Genomic DNA, 22782 nt, shown 5'->3' on the forward strand with positions numbered 1-22782 from the left:
ATGGATGACCTCGTCCTTCCAGAGCTCAGCCGCTCGAAGCTGCGCACGCTTGTCAAGAACGGCAAGGCCGTGCCCATCTGCAGAGGCTTGTACCTGAGCCGCACGCCCACAGCGGCGGAGTTAGCTGTCATCCTTCAAGACCGGACGCCGGACCTCGTCCTCACTGGGATCACCGCAGGACAGATAGCTCATGGAAAGCCGCTGACGCTGCCGCTCCACGTCGCGTATTCAGAAACTCTTCCCCACTCGCAGTTCTTCGTTGCGCACCGCACAACGCAGCTAGCGAACGACATCCACAGCAAGGCACGCATTCACTACCCCATTCTCGCGGTCGCATACATAGATGAAGACGAGCTGGGCCTGAAATACCTTGAGCATGCATATGCAGGTCAGCCCGGAAAAATCCGGCTCGAAAAGCACATGGAGTCGATTGCTCGCCTGCCCAAACGCTCGCGAGCGCTCCTCGATCGCGCGGCACTCGGGACCGACTCGGGCGCAGAAAGAAGTATCGTTCGCGGATTACGCGATCTCGGCCTGCACACTGAATCCAATGCTTTCATCGGACCCTATCTCTGGGACATCGTGCTGCCCAACTTGGGATTTGCCGTAGAAATCGACGGCTTCGAGTACCACTCCCGCAAACCCGAGACCATTCGCGACGCGTGGAAGACAAACGACGCAGTGCTGCGCGGCTGGCGTCCGCTGCGCTATACGGGAAGCTGCGTGACATATCACCGCGACGATATCCTCCGGCAAATCTCGACGGCGCTGAATCCCGACTTGAAGGCGAAAGTCCACACACCGGTTCGGCAGTGGCACCGGTGGTTTAGTACGCGCGACGATCCGTGGGACGTCCCTCATTAGACCGAAATAGCCACAACGTCCGAATAAGGAGTCGAAATGTGAAAAATCAAGACCTTATTCGGACGTTGTGGCTAATTTCAGTGCTGAAGGCTAAGCCCCGGCGAGCATCCGGTTCACGGCCGCCGCGACGGAGCCGGAGTCCATCTGCGGCAGCGCAACGCCGACCTCGCGGGCAGCCTTCTGCGCGTGGTCGACCTCGACGGCTTCGACCTCGGTATTGGACAGGTGCGCCGAGTTGTCGAGCAGCAGCGCGAGGTCGGAGAGGGTGGCACCGTTCTTCAGCATCTCTTCGAGCTGAGCCTTCGGCAGCGCGTCATTGGCAATGAGAGCCTTAGCCATATCGGTGAACTGGTCCCCTCCGGCCGCCTCGGTGAGGGCAGGAGCGACGGCGGCGCCGACGGACAAAGCAAGGATGGCAGCAATGACGGCACGTGCGTCGCCGGACAGGTCAACGCCCGGGATGACGAGGTTCTCGAGGATGCCGCCGAAGTCGATGTAGTTACCGGCAGAGAACGTCTCGAGCTGCATGTGGGTGCCATTGAAGATGTTCATATCCACCGGGCCAGTGATGCCGCCCACGCGACCGGAGTCAGAGCGCTGCCAGAAGGCGATGCGGTCCCAGCCGCCCACCGGCTCCGGGGCCTGATCCTGGTACGCGGCGAGCCACAACGGGAACTCGGAGAACTCCGTCGTGTTGCCCATCTCGTGGAGCCAGAAGTACTTGTACGTGTAGATCATCGGGGTGCGGCCGGTCAGGCGCTGCAGCTCCGAGGTGAAGGTGCGCGTCCAGGCCACGAGCTCGGCCGGGGACTTGCCCTCGGAGACCTCGAGGTCGAGGACCGGCGGCAGGGTCTGGCCCGGGACGAGGGCGAGCTGTGCAGCGAACTCTGCGGCCTGGCGAGCGGGATCCGCTGCCGGGCGGGCGTAGTGGTACGCGCCGACCTTGAGACCGGCCATTTTCGCGGCGTTCGCGTCGCCGACGTAGTGGCTGTTAACCCAGCCTTCGCCCTCGGTGGCCTTGACGAACGCGAAGGACTGGCCGTCCGACTTCACGGCATTCCAGTCAATGCCAGCGAGCGTGGTGTGCTGGTGTCCAGAGACATCGATGCCGCTGGGCGCAACGAGGCCGCCCAAGTCTTGGGCCTGAGCGACGGTGCTGGACACGGTGGCTGTGGACAGAGCAAGTGCGGCAGCCGTAAGGGCCGCGACGATACGGCGTGCAGAGATCATGTCTGCGACACTACACATCAATCACACGAGTCACACTCGCAACACGCGTTACTGCGCTAACTTTTCGGATCGGGCGGCGAGCCACGCGCGCACGGCACGCGCCGCATCCGCAGCCGAGAGCGACGGCACATAGGCGTGGACGACCGCGGCGGCGATAGCAGGCAGCGCCAACTCATCGTCGTACGCGAGGTACCACGCGTGCTCCGTCGGCTGGAACTTGCGCTTGCTCGCCGCCAAAGTCCGAAAACCGTAGAGCGGCTCCATCTCCTCGCCCACGCGCGACAGTAGGGCGTCGAGCAGTCCCGGCTCGGACGGGCTGCCGGACAACGGCGCACCGGAAAGCGATATCCACGCGCACCCCTCGGCGGCGGCTTGCAGCAGTGCCTCGGAGATAAGCAACTCCATAACACCCTTGAAGCCGTCCTCGGAACGGCGCATGACATCGAGGGTGTAGCCAACGACCTCACCCGCTGAGCGCACTGGCATCCACGAGGTCACGCCGTGCAAAGAACCATCAGGACCGACGGCGAGCAGCAGCCGCGTGCCCGATACGCGCAGCTCTGGCAGGGAGCCCAAGGTAAAGCCCATCTCCGGCAGCGCCTTGTCGGCAACCCACTCCTCGGACAGCGCCACCACTGCAGCCTGGAGTTCCAAGGAAAGTTCAGACCACGTCGTCCACATAGTCCTCACACCCTCCTTGCCCGCCTTGTTGCGGGCAGTGCGCACGTTCTGGAACTTCTTGCCTTTAAATTCCACGTTGTCGGTGGACAGCACTGCTTCCTCGGCGACTTCGAGGCGGCGGAACCCGGGGCGCTCGAAGGCCTCGGACACGGAGTACCACGCCGGACGCAGGGAGTTCTCACGGGCAAAGGACTCAAACTCAGCGGCGCAGCCCTCGGGGTCACGTCCCACGGGCTCGCCCAGTGTGAGCGCGACGCCGCGTGACGCACGGTAGGCCACGTAGGTATCCCCTGCCGCGTTAAAGAAGTAGCGGTTTCCCTCCCACAGCGTCATAAACGACAGGTGGTCGCCAGAGCCGGACTCGAGAATGGCGCGCGCGTGAGTGGCATCACCGGAAGGGTCAGCAGGTCGGGCAAACATGCGCCAGCCGGCCCACGCGGCATAGAGCCAAAAGACCGTGCCCACCCACTCGTAGAGCGCCCACGCCGCCGAGGTGCCCGGCACGAGCGCGTACGGCAGGAGCAGCGCAACGACAGGCGGGAGGAAGCGCAGCGGCCATTCAAACGCGATAGCACCGAAGGACGCGTCGTCAAAGGAAGTCCTCAGAACCCAGGCACCCACGAGCCACACGGCGCTTGCTACAACGAAAGCGAGCAGGAGGCGCAGCAGTACGCGGCGGACCGAGGCGGAATTCTCGCGCACGCTGAACACGCGGCGATTCCAGACGAGCACACAAACACACCCCAGCCACGGCACGAGAACCGCCGCTAGGTTGATGCCGTAGAGCGCCACGCCGTCGGCATCGAGGTCGAAGAGCTGCGTGACGAGCACGACCATGGCGGCAAATTGGACGAGAAGCGAACCCCACCACGCGGCGCGGCGGCCCTTCCACAGACCGTAACAGAGCACGAGTTGAATGAGCAGCGGGATGAGGTCTGCGACGGCCGGGCCCAGGCCGTAGACGCGCGACCAGCTGAGGGCCTCCTGGCACTCCTGCGAGCCGGGCAGGGAGTGGCATAGGCCGGCGGTGAGGGCATCGGAAGCACCGTCGGACCACATGAGCTGGGTGACGGGGCTAAACGGGCCCTCGGCGCCAGGATTGAGCGCGACAAAGAGCGGACCGAGCGCGACGATACCCACCACCAGTGCGGTGAGCACGCGTTTCTCGCTTGCCGATGCCCCCGCGCCGCGGGTTTCCTTCGCCCACCAGGCACCCACGGCGATGGACAACACGGCGGCGGTCACGCCGATGACATCGGGAAGCGTGCCCGAATACAAGGCCATGGTGGAGGGCAGCACGAGGATGACCAGGCGCACGCGGCGGCGCCACAAGCGCGGCAGCCGAGCCGAGGCCACGCCGGCCGCGCCGATGATAAAGGCGATGAGCGTCAGCCGCGTCGAGCGCAGGAGATCATCGCCCCAGCGGTTGAGGCCGACGACCTCGATACCGCGGGCGACGACAAGCGAGAGAGGCACAACGAGTACCTGGCTGGCCAGGCCCACGCCGAGGAACCGCCGCGAGCCTAAGACGCGCTCGGCGGGGACATCGACGGCAAGCGCAAGCAGCGTGAGCATGAACGCCCCGCCGGCGGTGTGAACGGATAGGTCGTCGAGCAGCCCATCCGAGGCACCAAGAATCCACAGAGCCCACACGATGACGATGAGGAGGAGCGTCACTGGGTTGCGACGCAGGAAGGTTTTAGAGCGTGACATCGGAATCTTTCAGTCCGTCGAAGGGGTCGGTCGTTACAGTGAGCCCGCCGCGGCGCGCGGCCCACGCGAAGGCGCGTTGTAGGCCAGGGCGCCACATGTCAAAGGAATGTCCACCTTCGAGCGTGCCGTACCACGCCGGAATTCCGGCGGCACGCGCCTTGGCCGAGAGGTCTGTGAGCGCGCTCTTCGCATGCTCATCCGCGGTGCCCGCGATGAAAACGGCGGCCAGCCCCGAATCCTTGTAGCTGTGTGCGGTAAGCAGGCTAGCGGGGTTTTGTGCTTGGTACTTGGACTCGTCGCCACCGAAGAACTTCTCAACCGTCGCGGCATGCGTGCCGATGGTCGGCTCCGCCTCGCCGGACAGATCGATGACCGAGCCGAATGCGGACGGGTGCGTCGTGGCGATCTGCAGCGTGCACGTGCCGCCGTAGCTCAAACCAGCGACCGTCCAGTGCTTCTGATCCGCATCCACGCGGAAGTCTGCCTTAATCGTGTTCGGCACGTCCGTCGTGAGGTACGTCATCACTGTGGCGACCGAAGAGTTGGCGCAGATGGGGTTGGCGTTCTCGGAGCCTGTGGCATCGACAGCGATGACGATCGGGCTTACTCCCCCGTTGGCGGCCTGGAAGCGGTCCGCGGTCTGCGCTGCCTCACCGGAGCCGAACCACTGCTCCGGTCCGCCGGGGTTGCCGTGGAGCAAGACGATAACCGGCAACGTGGCGTTCGACGTGAAATACGCCGGCGGCAGATACGCCGTGGCGTCGCGCGAGGTGAATCCCGAGACCGCGGAGGACACCGGGAAGGTAACGAGCGCGCCGTGGGCGCCGTCCGTCGCCGACGCAGCCTTGACCTGATCGAGCGTCATCTCCGGAGCTACGGGCTGCGGGTCGAGCGAGGCGACCGTGGGATACGTGCCGTATTCCATGTTGGCCAGGCCCGCGGTGGACACGGCGGAGACGACGGCGACGAGCGCGAGGAGCACGCGCAGGCGCGGCAGGACGGCCACGCCCACGAGCGCGAGCACCGAGACGAGCCCAGCGGCGAAAAGGTAGAGGGGAATATCCCAATGGCGGAGAATAAACCATGCCGCGGAGACAGCGGCGAGCGCCACGGCGAGGGTAAGGCCCGTGCGGTGCCACCGCTTCCAGCCGGCCCAGAGGACGACACCCGCGCCGAGGACAAGTAGCACCACGTAGATGACGCCCGCCGCGGTTCCCGTGAGCGGAATCTCCCGCACAAAATCGATAACTGATTGCACAAGATAACAGTAGTTCCCGCCTGCTGGAACGTTACGGGCGAAAGCCCACGAGTTTCCTACTTATACGCTGCGAGCTCGCTCCACGATGCTGGGAATTTCCTGACAGGCAGCATCCACGTCCGCCTGCGTGGTGCCGGGGCCGAGGGTAAAGCGCAGACTACCGGAGTGGTCCTGGTCGATCCCCATAGCTTCGAGGACGTGCGAGGGGCGGTACACGCCGGCATGGCATGCGGAGCCTGCCGATGCCTCTATCCCCGCAGCGTCGGCCAGCATGAGCAAGCTATCCGAGTCCGTGCCCGGGAACGTGAGATGCAGGTGGCTGGGCAACGCCGGCTCATGCGTGTTGCAGATCGCGTCGGGCACGGCGGCCAATAGGCGATCGCGGAGAGCGTCGCGCAGTACGCGCACGCGGGCGGCCTCGGACTCGAGCTCGGCGAGCGACTCGTGGAGCGCGGCCGCCGTCGCAGAAGCGGCTGCCACGTCGACGGTGCCGGGGCGGATGCCGCGCTCTTGTCCCCCGCCGTAGGCGATGGGCTGCGGTGCCGGCGAGCGGCGCGCGAGCAGGAGGCCTGCGCCACGCGGACCGCCGAACTTGTGGGCACTGGCGGCCAACGTTGTGGCACCCAGCGCGTGGAAGTCGATAGGCAGCTTGCCCATGACTTGAACGGCGTCGATGTGGACGGGGGTCTCGCCCGCCCGGTCAATGACTTCTTTGACAGGCTGGATGGCGCCGGTCTCATTATTGGCCCACATGCACGTCGCGACGGCGGCGGGGTCGTCGAGCGCGGCGAGATCACCGAGGTGACCGTCGGCATTGACCGGCAGCAGGTCAACGGTTGCACCTTCCTGAGCGAGGGCGGCGACGGTCTCGAGGACGCCGGGGTGCTCGATGGGCGTGGAGACGACGCGGGCGGGCGCGCCGGCAGCCACGCGGGCGCGGTAAAGGCCCTGGATGCCGATGTTGTCCGCCTCGGTGCCAGACGAGGTGAAGATGACCTCGATGGGCTCGCAGCCGAGGTCGGCGGCGATGGACTCGCGGGCATCGTCAAGCACGCTGCGCGCGCGGCGGCCCGAAGCGTAGGTCGCGCCGGCGTTGAGAGCGCCCGACGCGGCGACCCAGGCGTCCACGGCCGCTTGACGCATGGGCTGAGTCGCCGCGTAGTCGAAATAGTGTGACATTAGCCGCGACGCGAGTTGAGCTCGGCGGTCAGCGCCGGGGCGATCTCATGGAGGTCACCCACGACGCCGAGGTCGGCGATCTCGAAGAAGGGCTCGTCCTGGTCCTGGTTGACCACGACGATGGTGCCCGAGGTACGCATGCCGGTGAGGTGCTGGATGGCGCCGGAGATGCCGAGTCCAATATAGAGATCCGGCGAGACGGTGACGCCGGTCTGGCCGATCTGGTGCGCGGGGTCGTAGGCGCCGTTGTCCACGGCGTCGCGGGTGGCGCCGACGGCGCCCCCGAGGGCATCGGCAAGCGGCTCGACAACTTCGGCGAACTTGTCGCCGACGCCGCGGCCGCCGGAGACGACGACCTTGGCGGCGGTGAGCTCAGGGCGCTCGGAGTGCTCGGCGGGCTTAAAACCGGTGACGGTGACGTCGCGCTCGGTGGCACCCGGCAGCGGCATGGGGGCGAGCTCGCCCGCGGCCGGCTGCGGTTCGGCCTTGACGGCACCGGGGCGCACGGTAAAGACCGGGCAGGCACCCGCGGCGGTGGAGGTCGCCTGGAAGGTGCCACCGAAGATGACGTGGGTGGCGGAGTGATCCGGGTTGATGGCCGTGACGTCCGCAAGGACGCCGGAGGCCAGGCGTGCGGCGACGCGGCCGGCAATCTCGTTGCCGGTGGGCGTCGCGGCGATGACGATAGGCGCGGGGTTCGCAGCGCCGAGGGCGTGGAGAGCGTCGACCTCGGGGGTGATGAGGCGCTGGCCGTAGTCGGCCGTGGTGGCCTCGACGACCTGGGCGGCGCCGAGTTCGGCGAGCTCCTTCTCAAAGCCTGCAGGCGAGGCGGAAACGACGACGGCAGAGACGACGCCCAGCGGGCGGGCGGCGGTAATAAGCTCGGCGGTAACCGGTGAAAGCTGGCCCGCCTCGTGCTCGACAAGAACGTAAACGTGCGACATGGTGGGTGCTCCTTAAATGAGGTTGCGGGCGGCGAGGAAGTCGGCGATCTGGCGGGCGGCCTCTTCGGCGGAGACGCCGGAGATGACCTCGCCGGCGGTGCGCGGCGGCAGTTCCTGGGAGTCGGTGACCTGAGTGGCCGGCGCAATGGCGTCGATGCCCAGGTCCGCGACGGACCACTCGGTAACCTCGGCCTTTTTCGCGGCCATAAGTCCCTTGAAGTTGGGGAAACGCGGCTTGTCCGACTTATCCGTGACGGTAACAAGTGCCGGCAGGGCGGTCTCAATTTCCCACACGCCGCGGGCGTCCTCGCGGGTGCCCGTGAGCTTGTCGCCGGTGAAGTTCAGGGTCTTCACGCCGGTGAGCGCGGGCAGCTGGCGGTACTCGGCAAGCAGGCCCGCGAGCAGACCGGTCTGGGAGTCCGAGGCCTGGGAGCCGGCGACGACGATGTGGACGGGGTCGGTCTCGGCGAGCTTGGTGAGCGCGGCGTTTAAGGTCCACGCGGTGGAGAGTGCGTCAGCGCCAGCAAGCTGATCGTCTACCACGTGCACAGCGGCGTCCGCCCCCATGGCGAGCGCCTTGCGCAGAGCTTCGTCGGCCTGGGCCGGGCCCATGGTGAGAGCCACGACGCGGAAGCCAGCGTCCGGATTATTTTCGCGCAGGCGAAGGGCCTGCTCGACGGAGAATTCGTTGATCTCGTCGATGACGTTGTCCACGTCGCGGTTAATCCGGTGGTCCTCCCCCAGCGTCTTCGTCGACCAGGTATCCGGTACGTGTTTGACCAGCGCCACGATGGTTGGCATGTGTCGTGTCCCTTTCCGTCATGCGTGTGTTACGAAAGTTAGCTAAACCTCGCTCGATGATACTCGGGGGCCGCAGATAAATGCGACCTGCCGCGAACTTCCGGCGGCCGAGCCTGCGCGGCCGTCGTCGACGCGCGCCACCACCACCGTGCGCGCCGCGGAGCCACGCAGCTTGAGCTTCTTGCGGAGCTGGTCTGGGTCGACGTTCACGCCACGCACGAGGATTTCCGCGCGGCCACAGTCGTGCGAAGCGAGCGCGGCCTTGAGCTTCTTGAGGGGGACCTGCTCGATGAATTCAAATCCCGAGGTGCCCGCGGGCAGTCGGTCGCCGGTGAGGTAGGCCAGATGCTCGTCGAGCTGCCAGAGGCCCTCGCGGGCGGCGTAATGCTGGACGAGCCCGGCGCGGATGATGGCACCGTCGGGCTCGAGGATGAAGCGGCCGGGCTCGCCGGGCGCGGGTGGTTCGACGGGCGCGTCCGTGACGATGTCCGTGTGGCCGTCGCGGAGGACGACCGCGCGGCGGCGGGCGGTAGCGAGGTCCGGCGTGTAGAGGCACGCCTCCTTGACGCCGCCGTCGACGGAGACGATGTCCACGCCGCCGTCCCACTCGGAGAAGTCGAGGCCTGGCGCGCACTTGATGGCCAGCGGACGACCGGGGTACGCGGCGACGAGGTCTGGCAGCGGAGGCAGGAGCTTGGCGGGGTCGGTAATGCGGCGCCCACCCGCGCGACGGGCGGGATCGGCGACGATAACGCCGGAGTTGCTCACGGGTACCAGGGCGTCCGCGCGGACGAACCAGCCGTCGGGCACGTTGTGGCGGGCCATGGCCAAGCGCGAGGCGTCGAGGTCGGAGCCGACATAGTCAATTCGTGCGTTGCGGAGCAATGCCCCCTCAGTGCCGATGGAACAGGTGACGTCGTGGACGAACTCGACGCCGAGCGCAGCCAAGTGTTGGGCGCGGAAGGACGCGACGGCCGGTGGGGTGGCTTGTTGGGCCGAGGTGGCATCGGCAAGCCAGTGCGCAGGGAGCTTGCCAGAGCGGCGGGCTTGGAGGAGCTCGGCGACGGCGCGGGCGTGCTCGCCGTAGAGCCCGCGGAGGAACTCCACGTCCTTGAGCTGGGTCTTGGCAGTGAGCTCAAGATCGTGGTCGAAGGTGTGGGCCGCGAGGAAGGCGACCTCGTCGAGGGTGAAACTCATATGCGGTCCACCGGGCGGGTCGCGAAGTAGTCGCCGTAATGTGGGTCATCGACTGGGTCGCCGATGACGGGGCGCAGGTCGGCGTGGGCCGCGGCCTTGATCACGCCGGAGACGCTATCGTGCTCCGCGAGGCGGGCAAGCTGGCGCCACGTGGGCAGGGCAAGGCGCACGAGCCCGGCGCGCCATCCATCGAGGATGAGCTGGGGCGGGAACCAATTGGCGTCAGCGGCTTCAAAGGTCGTGGCGTCCGGCTCCTGGCCCGGAGGCAGCGTCGCGATAAAGAAGAACGTGTCGAACCACTGGCCCTTATCGACGCCCGCCCAGCGCGCCCAGGGGCGCAGCATGTCTGCGTCGAGCTTGAAGCGGCGGCGCGAGAGGAACTCTGTAAAGGAGATGGTGTGGTTTTCGAGCTCAAGGCGCTCGTCGTGGTAGCGGCGCGCGTCCTCGAGAACCTCGCCGGACAGGCCGCGCACCAGCAGCGTGCCGGCCTCCTCAAAGAGCTCGCGGGCAGCGGCGAAGACGAGGGCGTGCGTCTTGTAGCGGGTCACGCCCATCTTGCGGGCCATGGAAATGGTGGACGCGCCGGACCACAGCTCGCCGGAATCCCACGTGCGCGGCGGAAAGTCGCGGGGGTCGACGCCGCCGCCGGGGAAGACGACGTGCCCCGGATAATTGCGCATGGTGGACACGCGTTCTTGTACCCAGACCTCGAGCCCGTCCTCGCCATCGCGAACGATAAGGACGGTGGCGGCCAGCTTGCCGCCGTTAAAACCGGTCTGGTCCGCGTGGTCGATGGCGTCGTGCTCACCGACGCCATCACGGAAATAAGTCCGGTTAGGGTCCCGATAGGTTGGCATAGTGAAGCCAGATTACCGCAACCTAGCGCACGCGGCGTGCGAAATAGCGCTCTCCAATGCGGTCAACCTGAATGGGCTGATGGAACGCCGTGGAAAGGTTCTCGGAAGTCAGCACGCTATTGATAAGGCCCATGTCTACGACCTTGCCCTCGTCGAGGATCATCGCGTGGGTAAAGCCGTACGGGATCTCCTCGACGTGGTGGGTAATCATCACGATCGCCGGGGCGTCCGGATCGAGCGCCAACTCCCCCAAGTAACCCACGAGGTCCTCGCGGCCGCCCAGGTCCATGCCCGCGGAGGGCTCGTCGAGGATGAGCAGCTCCGGGTTGACCATGAGGGCGCGGGCTAAGATGACGCGCTTCTTCTCCCCCTCGGACAGGGTGCCCCACGTGCGCTTGGCCAGGTGGGTCGCCCCCACTTGGGCGAGGATTTCCTCGGCGCGGCCGAAGTCCATATCCTGGTATTCCTCACGCCAGCGGCCGAGCACGGCGTAGCCGGCGGAGATGACCAGATCGTCGACCCGCTCATTGTCCGGGATGCGGTGCTGCACAGCGGCCGAGGATATGCCGATGAGCGCGCGCAAGTCGCGCATGTCCGTCTTACCGATGCGCTCGCCCATAATGAACGCCGTGCCCTTGGACGGGAATTCCTCCGCCGCGGCCATGCGGATAAGGGAGGTCTTACCCGCCCCATTGGGGCCGATGATGACCCAGCGTTCGTCGAGCTCTACTTGCCAATCGATGGGGCCTACGAGGGTGCGTCCACCGCGGCGCAGCTCCACGCCGTGGAAGTCGATCAGAAGGTCGGGGTCAGCCACGTATTCAGGTTCGGCGATCTCTTGCGCAGTCATGCCCTCTATAGTGCCTTACGTTCCACTTCCCCGGTGAAAGTGACACAGCTAGGTTAGGCTGAAAGGCATGACTTCTCCCACCTCCTCCCCACGCATGTACGGCCATGCTTTCGGCCGCCTGGGCATTGACGATGTCCGCCCCGTCATCTCCGGCGGAAAGCTGCCCTCCAAGGGCACCGTTGGGGAGGTCATCCCCGTCACGGCTTTGGTCTGGCGCGAAGGCCACGACGCCATCGCCGCCACCTTGTCTGTGTGGAATGCGGAGGCCTCCACGGTCTCCTCGAAGACCATGGACTTCGACCCCGTCAACCCGGACCGCGTCCATGCCGTTTTTACCCCCGCCACCCCGGGCCGCTGGTTCTTCCGCGTCGACGCATGGAGCGATGTCATGGCCACGTGGCGCAACGCCGTGACGAAGAAGATGGACGCCGGCCAATCCGCACAGGAGCTCGCCAACGATCTCTCCCACGGCGCCGACCTCTTTACCCGCGCCGCACTCCAGACCCCCACGGACCAGGCGGGCCCGCTCTTCGCTGCGGCCAAGGCACTTGCTTACGATGCCCCCGTCACCGAGCGCGTCGCCCCCGCCTTCTCCCCCGAAGTCACCGAAATCCTCAAGCTCCACCCGCTGCGCGAGCTCCTCACCGAAGGCGAGATTTACGAAGTCGACGTCGAGCGTGCCAAGGCCCGCTACAGCTCCTGGTACGAGCTCTTCCCCCGCTCCACCGGCGGTTGGGACGCAGAGGGCAACCCCGTCCACGGCACCTTTGAGACCACGAAGCGCGCGCTGCCCCGCGTGGCGGAGATGGGTTTTGACACCGTCTACTTCCCGCCCATTCATCCCATCGGCGAGGTGCACCGCAAAGGCCGCAACAATGCGGTGACGGCGCAGCCGGGCGACGTGGGTTCCCCGTGGGCCATCCAGGACCACACGACCACGCACCCGGAGCTGGGCACGATGGAGGACTTCAAGGATCTCCTCTCCTACGCCGAGTCGCTCGGCCTCGAGGTCGCCATCGACCTGGCCCTCCAGTGCGCACCGGACCACCCATGGGCGCAGTCCAACCCCGAGTTCTTCACCGTGCTCGACGACGGCACCATCGCGTATGCGGAGAACCCGCCCAAGAAGTACCAGGACATCTACCCGCTCAACTTCGACAACGACCCAGACGGCATCTACGAGACCATCTACGACATGGTCATGATCTGGGTGAACGCCGGCGTAAAGACCTTCCGCGTGGACAACCCGCATACCAAGCCCGCCAACTTCTGGGCGTGGCTCATCGCCAAGGTGCATGCCACGCACCCGGACATCATCTTCCTCGCCGAGGCCTTCACGCGCGCCCCGCGCCTGCTGGGCCTGGCCAAGGCGGGCTTTACGCAGTCCTACTCCTACTTCACGTGGCAGACCTCCAAGTACGACCTCACGGAGTTTGTCCAGCACCACCTGGAGCAGGCCGATATCTGCCGCCCCAATATGTTTGTCAACACCCCAGACATCCTGCACGAGTCCTTGCAGACCGGCGGACGCGCCATGTTCGCCATCCGCGCCACGCTCGCCGCGACGCTCTCCCCGCTGTGGGGCGTGTACTCCGGCTTCGAGCTCTACGAGCACGAGGCCGTCACGCCCGGCAGTGAGGAATACCTCGACTCCGAGAAGTACGAGCTGCGCCCGCGCGACTTCCAGGCGGCGCTCAACTCCGGCGACTCGCTCGAGCCCTACATCGGGATGCTCAACCGTATCCGCCGCGCTAACCCGGCCTTGCAGCAGCTGCGCGCGCTCACCTTCCACGAGGTGGACAATGACAACGTCATGGCCTACTCCAAGGCGGACGCCACCACGGGCAACGTCGTGCTCACCGTGGTCAACCTCGACCCGCGCAATACCCAGGAAGCCACCGTCCACATTAATTACGCGGCCATCGGCCAGGACGAGGGCGCGACCTTTGAGGTCCACGACGAAATCTCCGGCAATACATTCACGTGGGGGCCGCACAACTTCGTACGCCTCGCCCCGCAGGGCGACGTCGCCCACGTCCTCGTGCTGCCCACCGTCGCCCAGGAGCGCCGCGCGCAGCTGGCCTGGCGTCCGCAGGACACCTACCGCGCCTAGTGCCAGCCAGGCCCTGCACGCCCGTTCGAGTGAGCAGGGTCCGCGGACACAGTATCAACCGCTCGGTGCCGATCAAGAGAAAACTCACATCGCCTGCACGCACCCCTCTATAAAGGTACTTTTGACTCTATGAGCATCCCTCAGTCTGACCTCGATCTCCTCAACTCCTGCCGCCACTGGGCGCCGCACGATTTCTATGGCTGGCACGACGGCGTCGTGCGCACCCGCAAGCCGGGCGCCGAGTCGGTCGAGCTCGTCACGGCAGAGAAGACCATTGCCATGACAAACGTGGGCAATGATATGTGGGAAGCCTGCTTGGTTCGCGAGGCCGATTACCGCCTGCGCGTGACCTATCCGGGCCAGCCCGCCCGCGAGGTGGCCGACGGCTACCACTTCCTCCCCACACTCGGTACCTTTGACCTGCACCTTATCGGTGAGGGCCGCCACGAGCGCCTGTGGGAAGTGCTCGGCGCGAACCTCAAGTCCTATGAGACGGACCTCGGCGTCGTCGAGGGCGTCGCCTTCGCCGTGTGGGCCCCCAACGCCGTGGGCGTCGCCGTCGTCGGCGACTTCTGCGGATGGAACCCCACCCAATACCCCATGCGCTCGCTGGGCTCCACGGGCATCTGGGAAGTCTTCGTCCCTGGCATCGGCGTGGGCGAGCGCTACAAGTTTGCCATCCAGACCAAGTACTCCGGCCGCATCGACAAGGCCGACCCGCTCGCCAAGGCCACCGTTGCCCCGCCGGCCACGGACTCCGTCGTCGCCCACTCCACCTACACGTGGAACGACCAGAAGTGGATCGACGCACGCACCGGCGATATCAACGTGCCAGTCAATATCTATGAGGTCCACGTCGGTTCCTGGAAGATCGGCTCGAACTACAACGTGCTGCGTGAGGAGCTCATCCCCTACCTCCTGGAGCACAACTACACGCATGTCGAGCTTATGCCCGTCGCCGAGCACCCCTTCGGCGGCTCCTGGGGCTACCAGGTCTCTGGCTACTACGCGCCCTCCGCGCGCTGGGGCTCGCCAGAGGATCTCAAGGCACTTATCGACGCCCTCCACCAGGCGGGCATCGGCGTCATCATCGACTGGGTCCCCGCGCACTTCCCCAAAGACGAGTTCGCGCTCGGCCGCTTCGACGGCCAAGCCCTCTACGAGCACCCGGACCCCCGCCGTGGCGAGCAGGCAGACTGGGGCACCTACGTCTTCGACTTCGGTCGCAACGAGGTTCGCAACTTCCTGGTCGCCAACGCTTTGTACTGGGCGGAGGAATTCCACGTCGACGGCCTGCGCGTCGACGCCGTGGCCTCCATGCTTTACCTCGACTACTCCCGCGAGGAGTGGCTGCCCAACCAGTACGGCGGCCGCGAGAACCTCGAGGCAGTCCAGTTCCTCCAGGAAACCAACGGCACGCTCCACCGCGCCCACCCGGGCGTGTGGACCATCGCTGAGGAGTCCACCTCCTGGGATGGCGTTACCCGCCCCACCTCCGACGGCGGCCTGGGCTTCGACTTTAAGTGGAACATGGGCTGGATGAACGACACGCTCGAGTACTTCAAGCACGAGCCGATCCACCGCTCCTACCACCACGGTGAGCTCACCTTCTCCATGGTCTACGCCTACTCCGAGCACTACATCCTGCCGTTTAGCCACGACGAAGTCGTCCACGGCAAGGGCACCATCTGGGGCCGCCAGCCGGGCGATGACTGGAACAAGGCGGCCGGCGTGCGCGCGCTGTATGCCTACATGTACTCCCACCCCGGCAAGAACCTGCTGTTCATGGGCCAGGAATTCGGCCAGACCACGGAGTGGAACGAGTCTTCTTCCGTCGATTGGTCCAACCTGGAGGGTTGGGGCCACGAATGGCACCAGGGCATCAAGAAGCTCTCGCGTGACCTCGGTGCTCTGTACAAGAACACCCCGGCGCTCTACACGCGCGACTTCGATCCCTCTGGCTTCCACTCGGTCGTGGGCGATGATGCTAACGGCAACGTGCTCGCCTACGAGCGCTACGGCGAGGACGGCTCCGCGCTGCTCGCGGTCATCAACCTCTCCGGTTCCTCCCACACTCATTACCAGCTCCACCCCACCCGCCCGGGCCGCTGGGAGCTCGTCCTCAATACGGATGACTCCAGCTACGAGGGCGCGGGCAACAACCTGCCATCCGAGTTCACCGCGGGCGACGACGGTGCCTGGCTGCACCTGCCCGCCAACTCGGCGCAGTGGTACGTCTACCGCGGCTAGTTCTTCCAGTCTCGCCCTGAGACTCAATGACCACAACGTCCGAATAAGGCCCCGAAAATCAAAATTTTTCAGGCTTATTCGGGCGTTGTGGTCATTTTCAGATCTCCAGGTTACTTCCCCACGAGCCCGCGCACGTGCGCGTCAATCTCGTCGCGGATAATCCGCATACGTTCCATGCCGTGGATATCCTGCTCGACGGGTTCGGATACCTCCCAGCGCTCCAGCTTTCCAGTCGCGTCCTCCGGCCAGTCCAGCTCCGCGCCACCCACGATGACCACGTGGTCGACGCTGCGCAGCAACTGTGGGTCCACGGCCTCGGCCTGGCCGTGGGTCATGTCCGCGCCGACCTCGGCGAGCGCCTCGACGGACTCCTGGTTAACCTCACCCTCGGCACCCGGCTCGGTGACCTTCACACCCGCGGAGTAAATCTCCCACTCCGGAGCGTGCTTACGCGCCAGCGCCTCGGCCATCTGGGACTTGCCACGGTTGCTATTGCACAGGAAGTAAACGGAGGGCATGGTGGTCACCTTTCAGTACAGAACACGGTTGATGTGGGTCATTGTAGACATGACAACGCCCGCACGGCCGGTTGAAGGGCAGCGCGGGCGCGTGGGGTTGAGCTCTTACTTGTAGATGCCCGAACCCTTCTCATAGTTGTCCAGGTCAATCTGCTGCGTAGGCTGCAGCGTCTCGTTAGCGGGGTTGACGACGTCCGGTAGCTTGAGGTCGACGTCGCTGTCGAGGTTGGTCTCCTTATAAGGCAGCTGTCCGTCGAGCACCTGGTGAACGCGGTTCATGTCGACGGAGTGGGTCCAGCGGCCGACCAGGACGGTGGCCAGGGCGTTGCCCGCGAAGTTGGTCAGCGCGCGAGCCTCGGACATGAAGCGGTCGATACCGACGATGATGTCCACGCCGTGCAGGAGCTCCGGGCGGTGCGACTGCAGGCCCGCGGCCAGCGTCGCGATGCCGGCGCCAGAGACACCGGCCGCGCCCTTGGAGGCGATGATCATGAAGACCAACAGACCGATCTGCTCGCCCAGGTTCATGGGCATGTGCATGGCTTCCGCGATGAAGATGGAGGACAGCGTGAGATAGATGGCGGTGCCGTCGAGGTTGAAGGAGTAACCAGTCGGGACCACGATGCCGACGGTGGGCTTTTCCACGCCGAGGTGCTCCATCTTGCGCATGAGGTTCGGCAGCGCGGACTCGGAGGACGAGGTCGCGAGGATGAGGAGGAACTCGCGGCCCAGGTACTTGCACAGCTTCCACATGGAGATGCCGCCGAAGACGCGGGCGATGGTACCGAGTACGAGGAAGACGAAGAGGAAACACGTGATGTAGAACGCCAGCATGAGGATGGCGAGCGACTTCACGGCATCGAAGCCGGTGGCGCCAACCACGCCGGCCATGGCGCCGAACGCGCCGATGGGTGCGACCCAGAGGATCATCGACAGCAGCTTGAACACGAGGCGCTGGAGGTGCGCAATGAACGCGAGGATGGGCTCACCCGACGGGCCCATGGACTGCACGGCGAAGCCGCAGAGTAGCGCGACGAAGAGAACCTGGAGCACCGAGCCCGACGTAAAGGACGAGAACAGCGTGTCCGGGATGATGGACGCAATGAAGCCCGTGAGGCCCTCGTGGCTTTCTTCTGCCTGAGCAATAAAGGAATCCGCTGCACCGGCAGACGCTGAAATGTCGAGTCCGGTGCCTGGCTCGATGAAGTTACCTACGAGGAGGCCCACGGCGAGCGCGAAGGTCGACATAATGATGAAGTACGCCAGGGCGATGCCGCCGGCCTTGCCCACCGAGGCTGCAGCACGCACGGAGCCGATGCCAAGCACGATGGTGCAGAAGATGACTGGGGCAATGATCATCTTGATGAGGCTCACGAACATCGTGCCGAGGATCTTAAACGGCGCGGCGGCCTCCGGCGCGACGAGGCCGAAGACCACGCCACCGACGACCGCGACGATGACAGCAATGTAGAGCCAGTGCGTGCGGTCCTTCTTCGGGCCCTTCGCCTGAGCAATTTTTGGGGTGGTGGTAACTGGCGAAACCATAGCCGTCCCTTTCTTGAGAGTGTGAGCCGCTCGATAGCACACAGAGTTATGTATCGTCTTTTGTACCGAACGTGAAGCGGCTCACGTACGGGTGATACAGGGATACTAGACCCGCTCTTTTCTGTCGCGAAAACCTAGGAAGTACAGGGTTACTGTGGTTTTAACCCCGGGGCTAGGCAAGGGGTGTCCGCGAAATTCGCCAAGCGAACACAAAGCCCCCGCACGGGTGAGCATTTCTCTCACCCGTGCGGGGGCTAACCCGACAGTCAGGTCATTATCGTGGCTGTTGGACGCGCCGAAGCGTGCAGCTGGTCACACTCGCCTAGTACAGGGCGCTCGCCAGCTTGGTACGTGCCGCGAGGACACGCGGGTCGCCCGCGTCGAAGAGCCCGAAGAGCTCGAGCAGGCGCTCGCGCAGCGCAGCCTTCTCGTCACCCGCCGTGACCTTCATCGTGTTAATAAGGCGGTCGAAGGCCTTTTCCGGCACGCCGGCGACGACCTCGGCATCCGCAGCATGCATCTGCGCGGCGGGCGAGGGATCGGTTTCTGCCTCGGCGATGGGGTCTTCGACGCCGGAGATACGCTTGAGCAGCTTCGTGGTGTCGCGCGCCTGCTTGATGTCCGTCGCCTTCGGATCGTCTTCGAGGATCGCGTCGTAGACCGTGATGGCTGCGTCGAAGTCGCCCGCGTTGAGCGCGTCCTCGGCCTGCGTCACGCGCGGATCGAGCTCCGGTTCCTGGGGCTGTTCCCCCGCGTCCGGGATGCCCGGCAGTTGGGCGCCGACCTGCTGGACGAGGGCGGCGACCCACTGCTCGAGGCTCTCGCGCGGCTGGCCACCCTCGAAGTGAGTGATGGGCTTGCCTGCGGCGAGCGCAATGACGGTAGGCAGGTTTTGTACGCCGAAGACCTGCGCGACCTGCGGGGTGGCATCCGCGTCGACGTAGCCGACCACAAACTTGAGGCCGCCAGCCGCGGCGAGGTCCGCGAAGTCGGTCTTCAGTTGCTCCGACTGCGGCGAGCGGGCCGTGCCCACGAGAACGACAACGGGCACCTGGGCGCTGCGGCGCGCGACGTCTTCTTCAAAGTTGGCCTCGGTCACCTGGAAGAAGGGCTGGACGCCGCCAGACGAGCCACCGGGCTGCTGGGCAGATGCCGCCTTGGCGCGCGCGTCATTGCGTGCTTTAAGCTCCCCCAGATCCAGGGCGCCGCCGACGAAACGATTCGGAATAGTCATGGCTTAAACCTCCCCATTCTTCAGGTGGCGCTCGACGGCCTCGACCTTGCTGGTGAGCTGTCCCGTCACGCCCTCGCGAATATCGGCCTTAATCACAAGACCCGTGCGCGGCGAGACCGCGCGCACGGCGTCCGTGGCCTTCTTAATGACGGCGAAGACCTCGTCCCAGTCCCCTTCCAGGAGCGTAAACATGGCGTTCGTCTCGTTGGGAAGGCCAGATTCGCGCACGACCTTCACGGCGGCGGCGACGGCCTCGGACATCTCTGCGGTGGGCGACTCCACAATCGTGGGCGCGACAGAAAAAGCGACAATCATGCGTGCAATTCTACGCGCGTGAGCCACCCCACCGCCGGGTGGATCGCACTCAACGATCAGCCCTGTGCTCACCCCCGAGCCGCGAGCGCGAAGGGCAGGACTTCTGCCCCCGTCGTCGTGGAAATGCCGCTGCCCGCGACGGTGACGGACCACGCCGTGTCCACGAGATCGGTAACGAGGAGCACCGGTCCGCCCGCCGCAGCGATGACGTCCTGATTGATGCTCGCGAAGTCATAGTGCTGTAGCAGCCCCATGACGCGGTAGGCGGAATTCTGCGCGGTGACCTCCGTGGTGCCGGGCGCGGTGCGCAGGGTGCCGGCGAACTGCATGCGGCCCAGTCCTGCGACCGCCTGGGCGAGGCGCTCGACGAACGCCGTGGTCTCCGGGTCCACGTTGCCCAGCGCGACGACGGAAGTGGGACGCGTCTGCCAGTCCCAGCCAGCGAGAACCTCGACGACCTGCGGCAACCACGGGTCCTGCTGCCACGGCTGGCTGGGCACCCAGGCACACTCCGTGACGAGCGTGGTAAGCGCCGGGCCGCGCCCAATGTCATTAAGACGTCCGAGCGCCTTGCCTTCACCCACGCCCTTGATACGGCCCTTGACCGCGACGGGCCGGGTGATGCCCGTCGGCCACATCTTGCGGTGCGGCAGCGCCACGCCGGGCGCGGTGAGTTGCGCCTTCACAGACTGGCCGACGGCGGCGTCGACGCTCGGATCCCAGCGTCTGCCCGTACAGTTGTCGCAGCGGCCGCAGGGGTCGGTCGCAGTGGCGTCATCGAGCTGGTGGCGCAGGAAGAGCATGCGGCATTCCGTCGTCGCCTCGTAGTCAAGCATGGCCTGCTGCTCCGCTTTGCGCGCGGCGGCGAGGCCTTCGTAGCGGGCCGAGTCATACGACCACGGCTGCCCGGTGGACTGCCAGCCGCCCTGCACGCGCTGGACGGCGCCGTCGACGTCGAGGACCTTGAGCGCCTGTTCCAGACGCGAACGGTTAAGGTCCACGTGCGGCTCAATCTTCGCCGTGGACAACGGGCCGTCCGCGTTCGCGAGGACCTCGAGGAGCTGGCGCACGACCGGCTCGGGCGGGAAGGTAAGCGACGCGAAGTAGCCCCAGATGTCCTGGTCCTCGACGCCGGGCAAAAGGAGGACTTCCGCGTGATCGGTGCCGCGGCCCGCACGGCCGATCTGCTGGTAATAGGACACAGGCGAGCCGGGTGCGCCAACGTGAACGACGAAGCCCAGGTCCGGCTTGTCGAATCCCATGCCCAGCGCGGAAGTCGCCACGAGCGCCTTGAGCTCATTGTGGATGAGCGCCTGTTCGAGACGCTCGCGTTCCTCGGCCTCCGTGCGGCCGGTGTAGGCGGCGACCTCAAAGCCGGCACCGCGCAGCGCCTCCGCGAGGTCCTCCGCCGCGGCGACGGTAAGGCAGTAGATAATGCCCGAGCCAGGCAACTCATTGAGGTGCGTCGCGAGCCAGGCCGGGCGCTGCGTCGTATCCTCGAGGCGCAACACCGCCGGGTAGAGCGACTCACGGTCGAGCCCGCCGCGCAGCACGCCGGTGTTCTCCCCCAGCTGTGCCTGGACGTCCGCAACGACACGGTCATTCGCCGTCGCCGTCGTGGCCAGCACTGGCGTATCTGGGCGCAGGCCAGCGAGCAGATCCTTGATGCGCCGGTAGTCCGGGCGGAAGTCGTGACCCCAATCGGAGATACAGTGCGCCTCGTCAACGACGAGCATGCCGGCGGCACGGCTAAGCTGGGGCAACACCGCCGTGCGGAAGGACGGATTATTGAGGCGCTCGGGAGAGATGAGCACGAGGTCTGCCTCACCCACAGCAATCGCGGCGTGGAGATCGTCCCACTGCGTCATATTCGCGCTGTTAATGGTCACCGCGCGGATGCCCGCGCGGGCGGCGGCCTCCACCTGGTTGCGCATGAGCGCCAACAACGGCGAAATGATGACCGAGGCCCCAAAGCCACGGGCACGCAGCAGCTTGGCTGCGATGAAATACACGGCTGACTTGCCCCAACCAGTGCGCTGCACCACGAGCATGCGGCGGCGCTGATTGACGAGCGAGTCGATGGCGGTCCACTGGTCGTCGCGCAGATGGGCCTCGGATCCGGCGATGCCCTGGAGGAGGACGTCGGCTTCTTCACGGGTTGCGGGGTTCATGCCTTCCAAGTCTATCGGCGTGCGCGAAGCGTCACGCCCTAGCGGCGTTCCCAGCAATGCCGGTGCCAGTGGCGGCGGTCATCCCCGCGCCCGCCGGTATCGCGCGGCCACGCCACAATGTGCGCGACGCCGGGCGGAATGTTCTGGTTGCAGCCGGGGCAGATATAGAACTTCCTCGCAGCGGCCGAGCCGATGTGTCGCATAATGTAGGGCTCGCCGTGAGTCCAGCTGGGCCCCTCGACGGTCTGGGAACCGAAGAAAGAGGAGCCATCGGCGGGCAGGTAGCGTGGTTCGGTCTTGATTCTTCTATTGCGGCGTGGCATTAGAACAGGCGCAGCTCGTTGCTCTCAATGCCGCGCAGATCCTGGTAGTCAAGCACGACGCAGCGGATGCCACGGTCTTCGGCGAGGATGCGAGCCTGTGGCTTAATCTCTTGAGCGGCGAAGACGCCCTGGACCTTACCCAGTAGCGCGTCGCGGTTGAGCAGGTCGAGGTAGCGCGTGAGCTGTTCCACGCCATCGATGCCCCCACGGCGCTTGATCTCCACGGCCACATGGTGACCCTCAGCGTCGCGCGCCATGATGTCCACGGGTCCGATGGCCGTGGGGTACTCGCGCCGCACGAGCGTGTAGCCCTCACCGAGGGTCGTAATGTGCTCGGCGAGCAGCTCCTGCAGGTGGGATTCGACGCCGTCCTTCACCAGGCCTGGGTCCTCGCCGAGGTCATAGGCGAACTCGTGGAGGATTTCCTGGATGGTGATGCGCAGCTGCTCGCCCTTGGGATTTTCTACGAGCCACAGAATCTCGCCCGTGTCCTCGCCGTCGAGGTCCGTAATGGGCGACTCCTCGAGCGTGCACGGCGGCTGCATCCAGTTGAGCGGCTTATAAGCGCGATCGTCCGCGTGGACGGACACGGATCCGTCCTTCTTCACGATGAGCAAGCGGTCTGCGAGCGGCAGGTGTGCATCGAGACGGCCAACATAATCCACGGAGCAACGGGCGATGACTAAACGCATGCTCACTACCCTAGCGTGGACGGCACGCGGCCTTGCAATCGGCTTTC

General features: G+C 65.6%; 19 protein-coding genes. 3 read left to right on the forward strand and 16 right to left on the reverse strand.

Translation table 11 applies throughout. From position 1 onward, the window contains the following. Window positions 1–864 (forward strand): hypothetical protein, encoded by an 864-nt coding sequence (locus tag ABJ196_RS02500; RefSeq protein WP_347305081.1) that lies wholly within the window; start codon window positions 1–3, stop codon window positions 862–864. A 90-nt stretch (window positions 865–954) separates the two neighbouring features. On the opposite strand, the gene ABJ196_RS02505 is transcribed toward ABJ196_RS02500, so the two are convergent. From ABJ196_RS02505 to ABJ196_RS02545, 9 genes are read right to left on the reverse strand one after another with little or no spacing between them, the layout of a single operon-like run. After that, window positions 955–2094 (reverse strand): glycoside hydrolase family 25 protein, encoded by a 1140-nt coding sequence (locus ABJ196_RS02505; protein ID WP_347305082.1) that lies wholly within the window; start codon window positions 2092–2094, stop codon window positions 955–957. A gap of 48 nt (window positions 2095–2142) precedes the next feature. After that, window positions 2143–4488: a DUF2156 domain-containing protein gene (locus ABJ196_RS02510; protein WP_347305083.1), complete on the reverse strand. Its 2346-nt coding sequence runs from the start codon at window positions 4486–4488 to the stop codon at window positions 2143–2145. After that, complete coding sequence (locus ABJ196_RS02515; protein ID WP_347305084.1) at window positions 4475–5746, reverse strand: alpha/beta hydrolase-fold protein; 1272 nt, start codon at window positions 5744–5746, stop codon at window positions 4475–4477. The genes ABJ196_RS02510 and ABJ196_RS02515 overlap by 14 nt, the downstream gene beginning before the upstream one ends. A gap of 60 nt (window positions 5747–5806) precedes the next feature. Beyond that, complete coding sequence (locus ABJ196_RS02520; protein ID WP_347305085.1) at window positions 5807–6925, reverse strand: cysteine desulfurase family protein; 1119 nt, start codon at window positions 6923–6925, stop codon at window positions 5807–5809. After that, the gene (locus tag ABJ196_RS02525; protein WP_347305086.1) at window positions 6925–7869 is read right to left on the reverse strand and encodes an electron transfer flavoprotein subunit alpha/FixB family protein; all 945 of its coding nucleotides are present in this window, start codon (window positions 7867–7869) and stop codon (window positions 6925–6927) included. Before ABJ196_RS02525 ends, ABJ196_RS02520 begins: the two co-directional genes overlap by 1 nt. A 12-nt stretch (window positions 7870–7881) precedes the next feature. Then, window positions 7882–8670 carry an electron transfer flavoprotein subunit beta/FixA family protein gene (locus ABJ196_RS02530; RefSeq protein WP_347305087.1) on the reverse strand — a complete coding sequence of 263 codons (789 nt, stop codon included), beginning with the start codon at window positions 8668–8670 and terminating at the stop codon, window positions 7882–7884. A gap of 42 nt (window positions 8671–8712) precedes the next feature. Beyond that, the gene (locus tag ABJ196_RS02535; RefSeq protein ID WP_347305088.1) at window positions 8713–9867 is read right to left on the reverse strand and encodes an SAM-dependent methyltransferase; all 1155 of its coding nucleotides are present in this window, start codon (window positions 9865–9867) and stop codon (window positions 8713–8715) included. Further along, window positions 9864–10724 carry an NUDIX hydrolase gene (locus ABJ196_RS02540; RefSeq protein ID WP_347305089.1) on the reverse strand — a complete coding sequence of 287 codons (861 nt, stop codon included), beginning with the start codon at window positions 10722–10724 and terminating at the stop codon, window positions 9864–9866. Before ABJ196_RS02540 ends, ABJ196_RS02535 begins: the two co-directional genes overlap by 4 nt. A 22-nt stretch (window positions 10725–10746) precedes the next feature. After that, entirely contained in the window at window positions 10747–11574 is an 828-nt protein-coding gene (locus ABJ196_RS02545; RefSeq protein ID WP_347305090.1) for an ABC transporter ATP-binding protein, read from the reverse strand. A 67-nt stretch (window positions 11575–11641) separates the two neighbouring features. Between ABJ196_RS02545 and ABJ196_RS02550 the strand changes: the two genes are divergently transcribed. Beyond that, window positions 11642–13687, forward strand: coding sequence for a maltotransferase domain-containing protein (locus ABJ196_RS02550; protein ID WP_347305091.1), 2046 nt, complete (start codon window positions 11642–11644; stop codon window positions 13685–13687). A gap of 129 nt (window positions 13688–13816) precedes the next feature. Then, window positions 13817–15937 carry a 1,4-alpha-glucan branching protein GlgB gene (gene glgB / locus ABJ196_RS02555; protein ID WP_347305092.1) on the forward strand — a complete coding sequence of 707 codons (2121 nt, stop codon included), beginning with the start codon at window positions 13817–13819 and terminating at the stop codon, window positions 15935–15937. 110 nt (window positions 15938–16047) lie between these two features. On the opposite strand, the gene ABJ196_RS02560 is transcribed toward glgB, so the two are convergent. The 7 genes from ABJ196_RS02560 to nucS all read right to left on the reverse strand — a co-directional run bounded on the left by ABJ196_RS02560 (window position 16048) and on the right by nucS (window position 22735). Beyond that, the gene (locus tag ABJ196_RS02560; protein ID WP_347305093.1) at window positions 16048–16464 is read right to left on the reverse strand and encodes a low molecular weight phosphatase family protein; all 417 of its coding nucleotides are present in this window, start codon (window positions 16462–16464) and stop codon (window positions 16048–16050) included. A 96-nt stretch (window positions 16465–16560) separates the two neighbouring features. Continuing rightward, the gene (locus ABJ196_RS02565) at window positions 16561–18000 is read right to left on the reverse strand and encodes a cation:dicarboxylase symporter family transporter (RefSeq protein ID WP_347305094.1); all 1440 of its coding nucleotides are present in this window, start codon (window positions 17998–18000) and stop codon (window positions 16561–16563) included. 322 nt (window positions 18001–18322) lie between these two features. Then, complete coding sequence (locus ABJ196_RS02570) at window positions 18323–19234, reverse strand: tetratricopeptide repeat protein (protein ID WP_347305095.1); 912 nt, start codon at window positions 19232–19234, stop codon at window positions 18323–18325. A gap of 3 nt (window positions 19235–19237) precedes the next feature. Beyond that, on the reverse strand, window positions 19238–19549 hold the full coding sequence (locus tag ABJ196_RS02575) for an MTH1187 family thiamine-binding protein (protein ID WP_347305096.1): 312 nt from the start codon (window positions 19547–19549) through the stop codon (window positions 19238–19240). Window positions 19550–19617: 68 nt separating this feature from the next. After that, window positions 19618–21720: an ATP-dependent DNA helicase RecQ gene (locus ABJ196_RS02580; RefSeq protein ID WP_347305097.1), complete on the reverse strand. Its 2103-nt coding sequence runs from the start codon at window positions 21718–21720 to the stop codon at window positions 19618–19620. A 38-nt stretch (window positions 21721–21758) separates the two neighbouring features. Next, on the reverse strand, window positions 21759–22043 hold the full coding sequence (locus ABJ196_RS02585; protein WP_347305098.1) for a hypothetical protein: 285 nt from the start codon (window positions 22041–22043) through the stop codon (window positions 21759–21761). After that, the gene (gene nucS, locus ABJ196_RS02590; protein WP_347305099.1) at window positions 22043–22735 is read right to left on the reverse strand and encodes an endonuclease NucS; all 693 of its coding nucleotides are present in this window, start codon (window positions 22733–22735) and stop codon (window positions 22043–22045) included. Before nucS ends, ABJ196_RS02585 begins: the two co-directional genes overlap by 1 nt. Window positions 22736–22782 lie beyond the last annotated feature (47 nt).

The sequence above is a fragment of the Corynebacterium sp. SA-MJD20WY100 genome (genome assembly GCF_039822565.1).
Taxonomy (GTDB): Bacteria; Actinomycetota; Actinomycetes; order Mycobacteriales; family Mycobacteriaceae; genus Corynebacterium; species Corynebacterium phoceense_A.

What these genes read in the sequence shown, in the direction of transcription:
- nucS (WP_347305099.1), bottom strand. Translation starts at nt 22,735, where the DNA reads ATGCGTTTAGTCATCGCCCGTTGCTCCGTGGATTATGTTGGCCGTCTC.
- ABJ196_RS02540 (WP_347305089.1), bottom strand. Translation starts at nt 10,724, where the DNA reads ATGCCAACCTATCGGGACCCTAACCGGACTTATTTCCGTGATGGCGTC.
- ABJ196_RS02550 (WP_347305091.1), top strand. Translation starts at nt 11,642, where the DNA reads ATGACTTCTCCCACCTCCTCCCCACGCATGTACGGCCATGCTTTCGGC.
- glgB (WP_347305092.1), top strand. Translation starts at nt 13,817, where the DNA reads ATGAGCATCCCTCAGTCTGACCTCGATCTCCTCAACTCCTGCCGCCAC.
- ABJ196_RS02575 (WP_347305096.1), bottom strand. Translation starts at nt 19,549, where the DNA reads ATGATTGTCGCTTTTTCTGTCGCGCCCACGATTGTGGAGTCGCCCACC.
- ABJ196_RS02580 (WP_347305097.1), bottom strand. Translation starts at nt 21,720, where the DNA reads ATGAACCCCGCAACCCGTGAAGAAGCCGACGTCCTCCTCCAGGGCATC.
- ABJ196_RS02530 (WP_347305087.1), bottom strand. Translation starts at nt 8,670, where the DNA reads ATGCCAACCATCGTGGCGCTGGTCAAACACGTACCGGATACCTGGTCG.
- ABJ196_RS02570 (WP_347305095.1), bottom strand. Translation starts at nt 19,234, where the DNA reads ATGACTATTCCGAATCGTTTCGTCGGCGGCGCCCTGGATCTGGGGGAG.
- ABJ196_RS02500 (WP_347305081.1), top strand. Translation starts at nt 1, where the DNA reads ATGGATGACCTCGTCCTTCCAGAGCTCAGCCGCTCGAAGCTGCGCACG.
- ABJ196_RS02585 (WP_347305098.1), bottom strand. Translation starts at nt 22,043, where the DNA reads ATGCCACGCCGCAATAGAAGAATCAAGACCGAACCACGCTACCTGCCC.
- ABJ196_RS02525 (WP_347305086.1), bottom strand. Translation starts at nt 7,869, where the DNA reads ATGTCGCACGTTTACGTTCTTGTCGAGCACGAGGCGGGCCAGCTTTCA.
- ABJ196_RS02535 (WP_347305088.1), bottom strand. Translation starts at nt 9,867, where the DNA reads ATGAGTTTCACCCTCGACGAGGTCGCCTTCCTCGCGGCCCACACCTTC.
- ABJ196_RS02505 (WP_347305082.1), bottom strand. Translation starts at nt 2,094, where the DNA reads ATGATCTCTGCACGCCGTATCGTCGCGGCCCTTACGGCTGCCGCACTT.
- ABJ196_RS02565 (WP_347305094.1), bottom strand. Translation starts at nt 18,000, where the DNA reads ATGGTTTCGCCAGTTACCACCACCCCAAAAATTGCTCAGGCGAAGGGC.
- ABJ196_RS02510 (WP_347305083.1), bottom strand. Translation starts at nt 4,488, where the DNA reads ATGTCACGCTCTAAAACCTTCCTGCGTCGCAACCCAGTGACGCTCCTC.
- ABJ196_RS02545 (WP_347305090.1), bottom strand. Translation starts at nt 11,574, where the DNA reads ATGACTGCGCAAGAGATCGCCGAACCTGAATACGTGGCTGACCCCGAC.
- ABJ196_RS02520 (WP_347305085.1), bottom strand. Translation starts at nt 6,925, where the DNA reads ATGTCACACTATTTCGACTACGCGGCGACTCAGCCCATGCGTCAAGCG.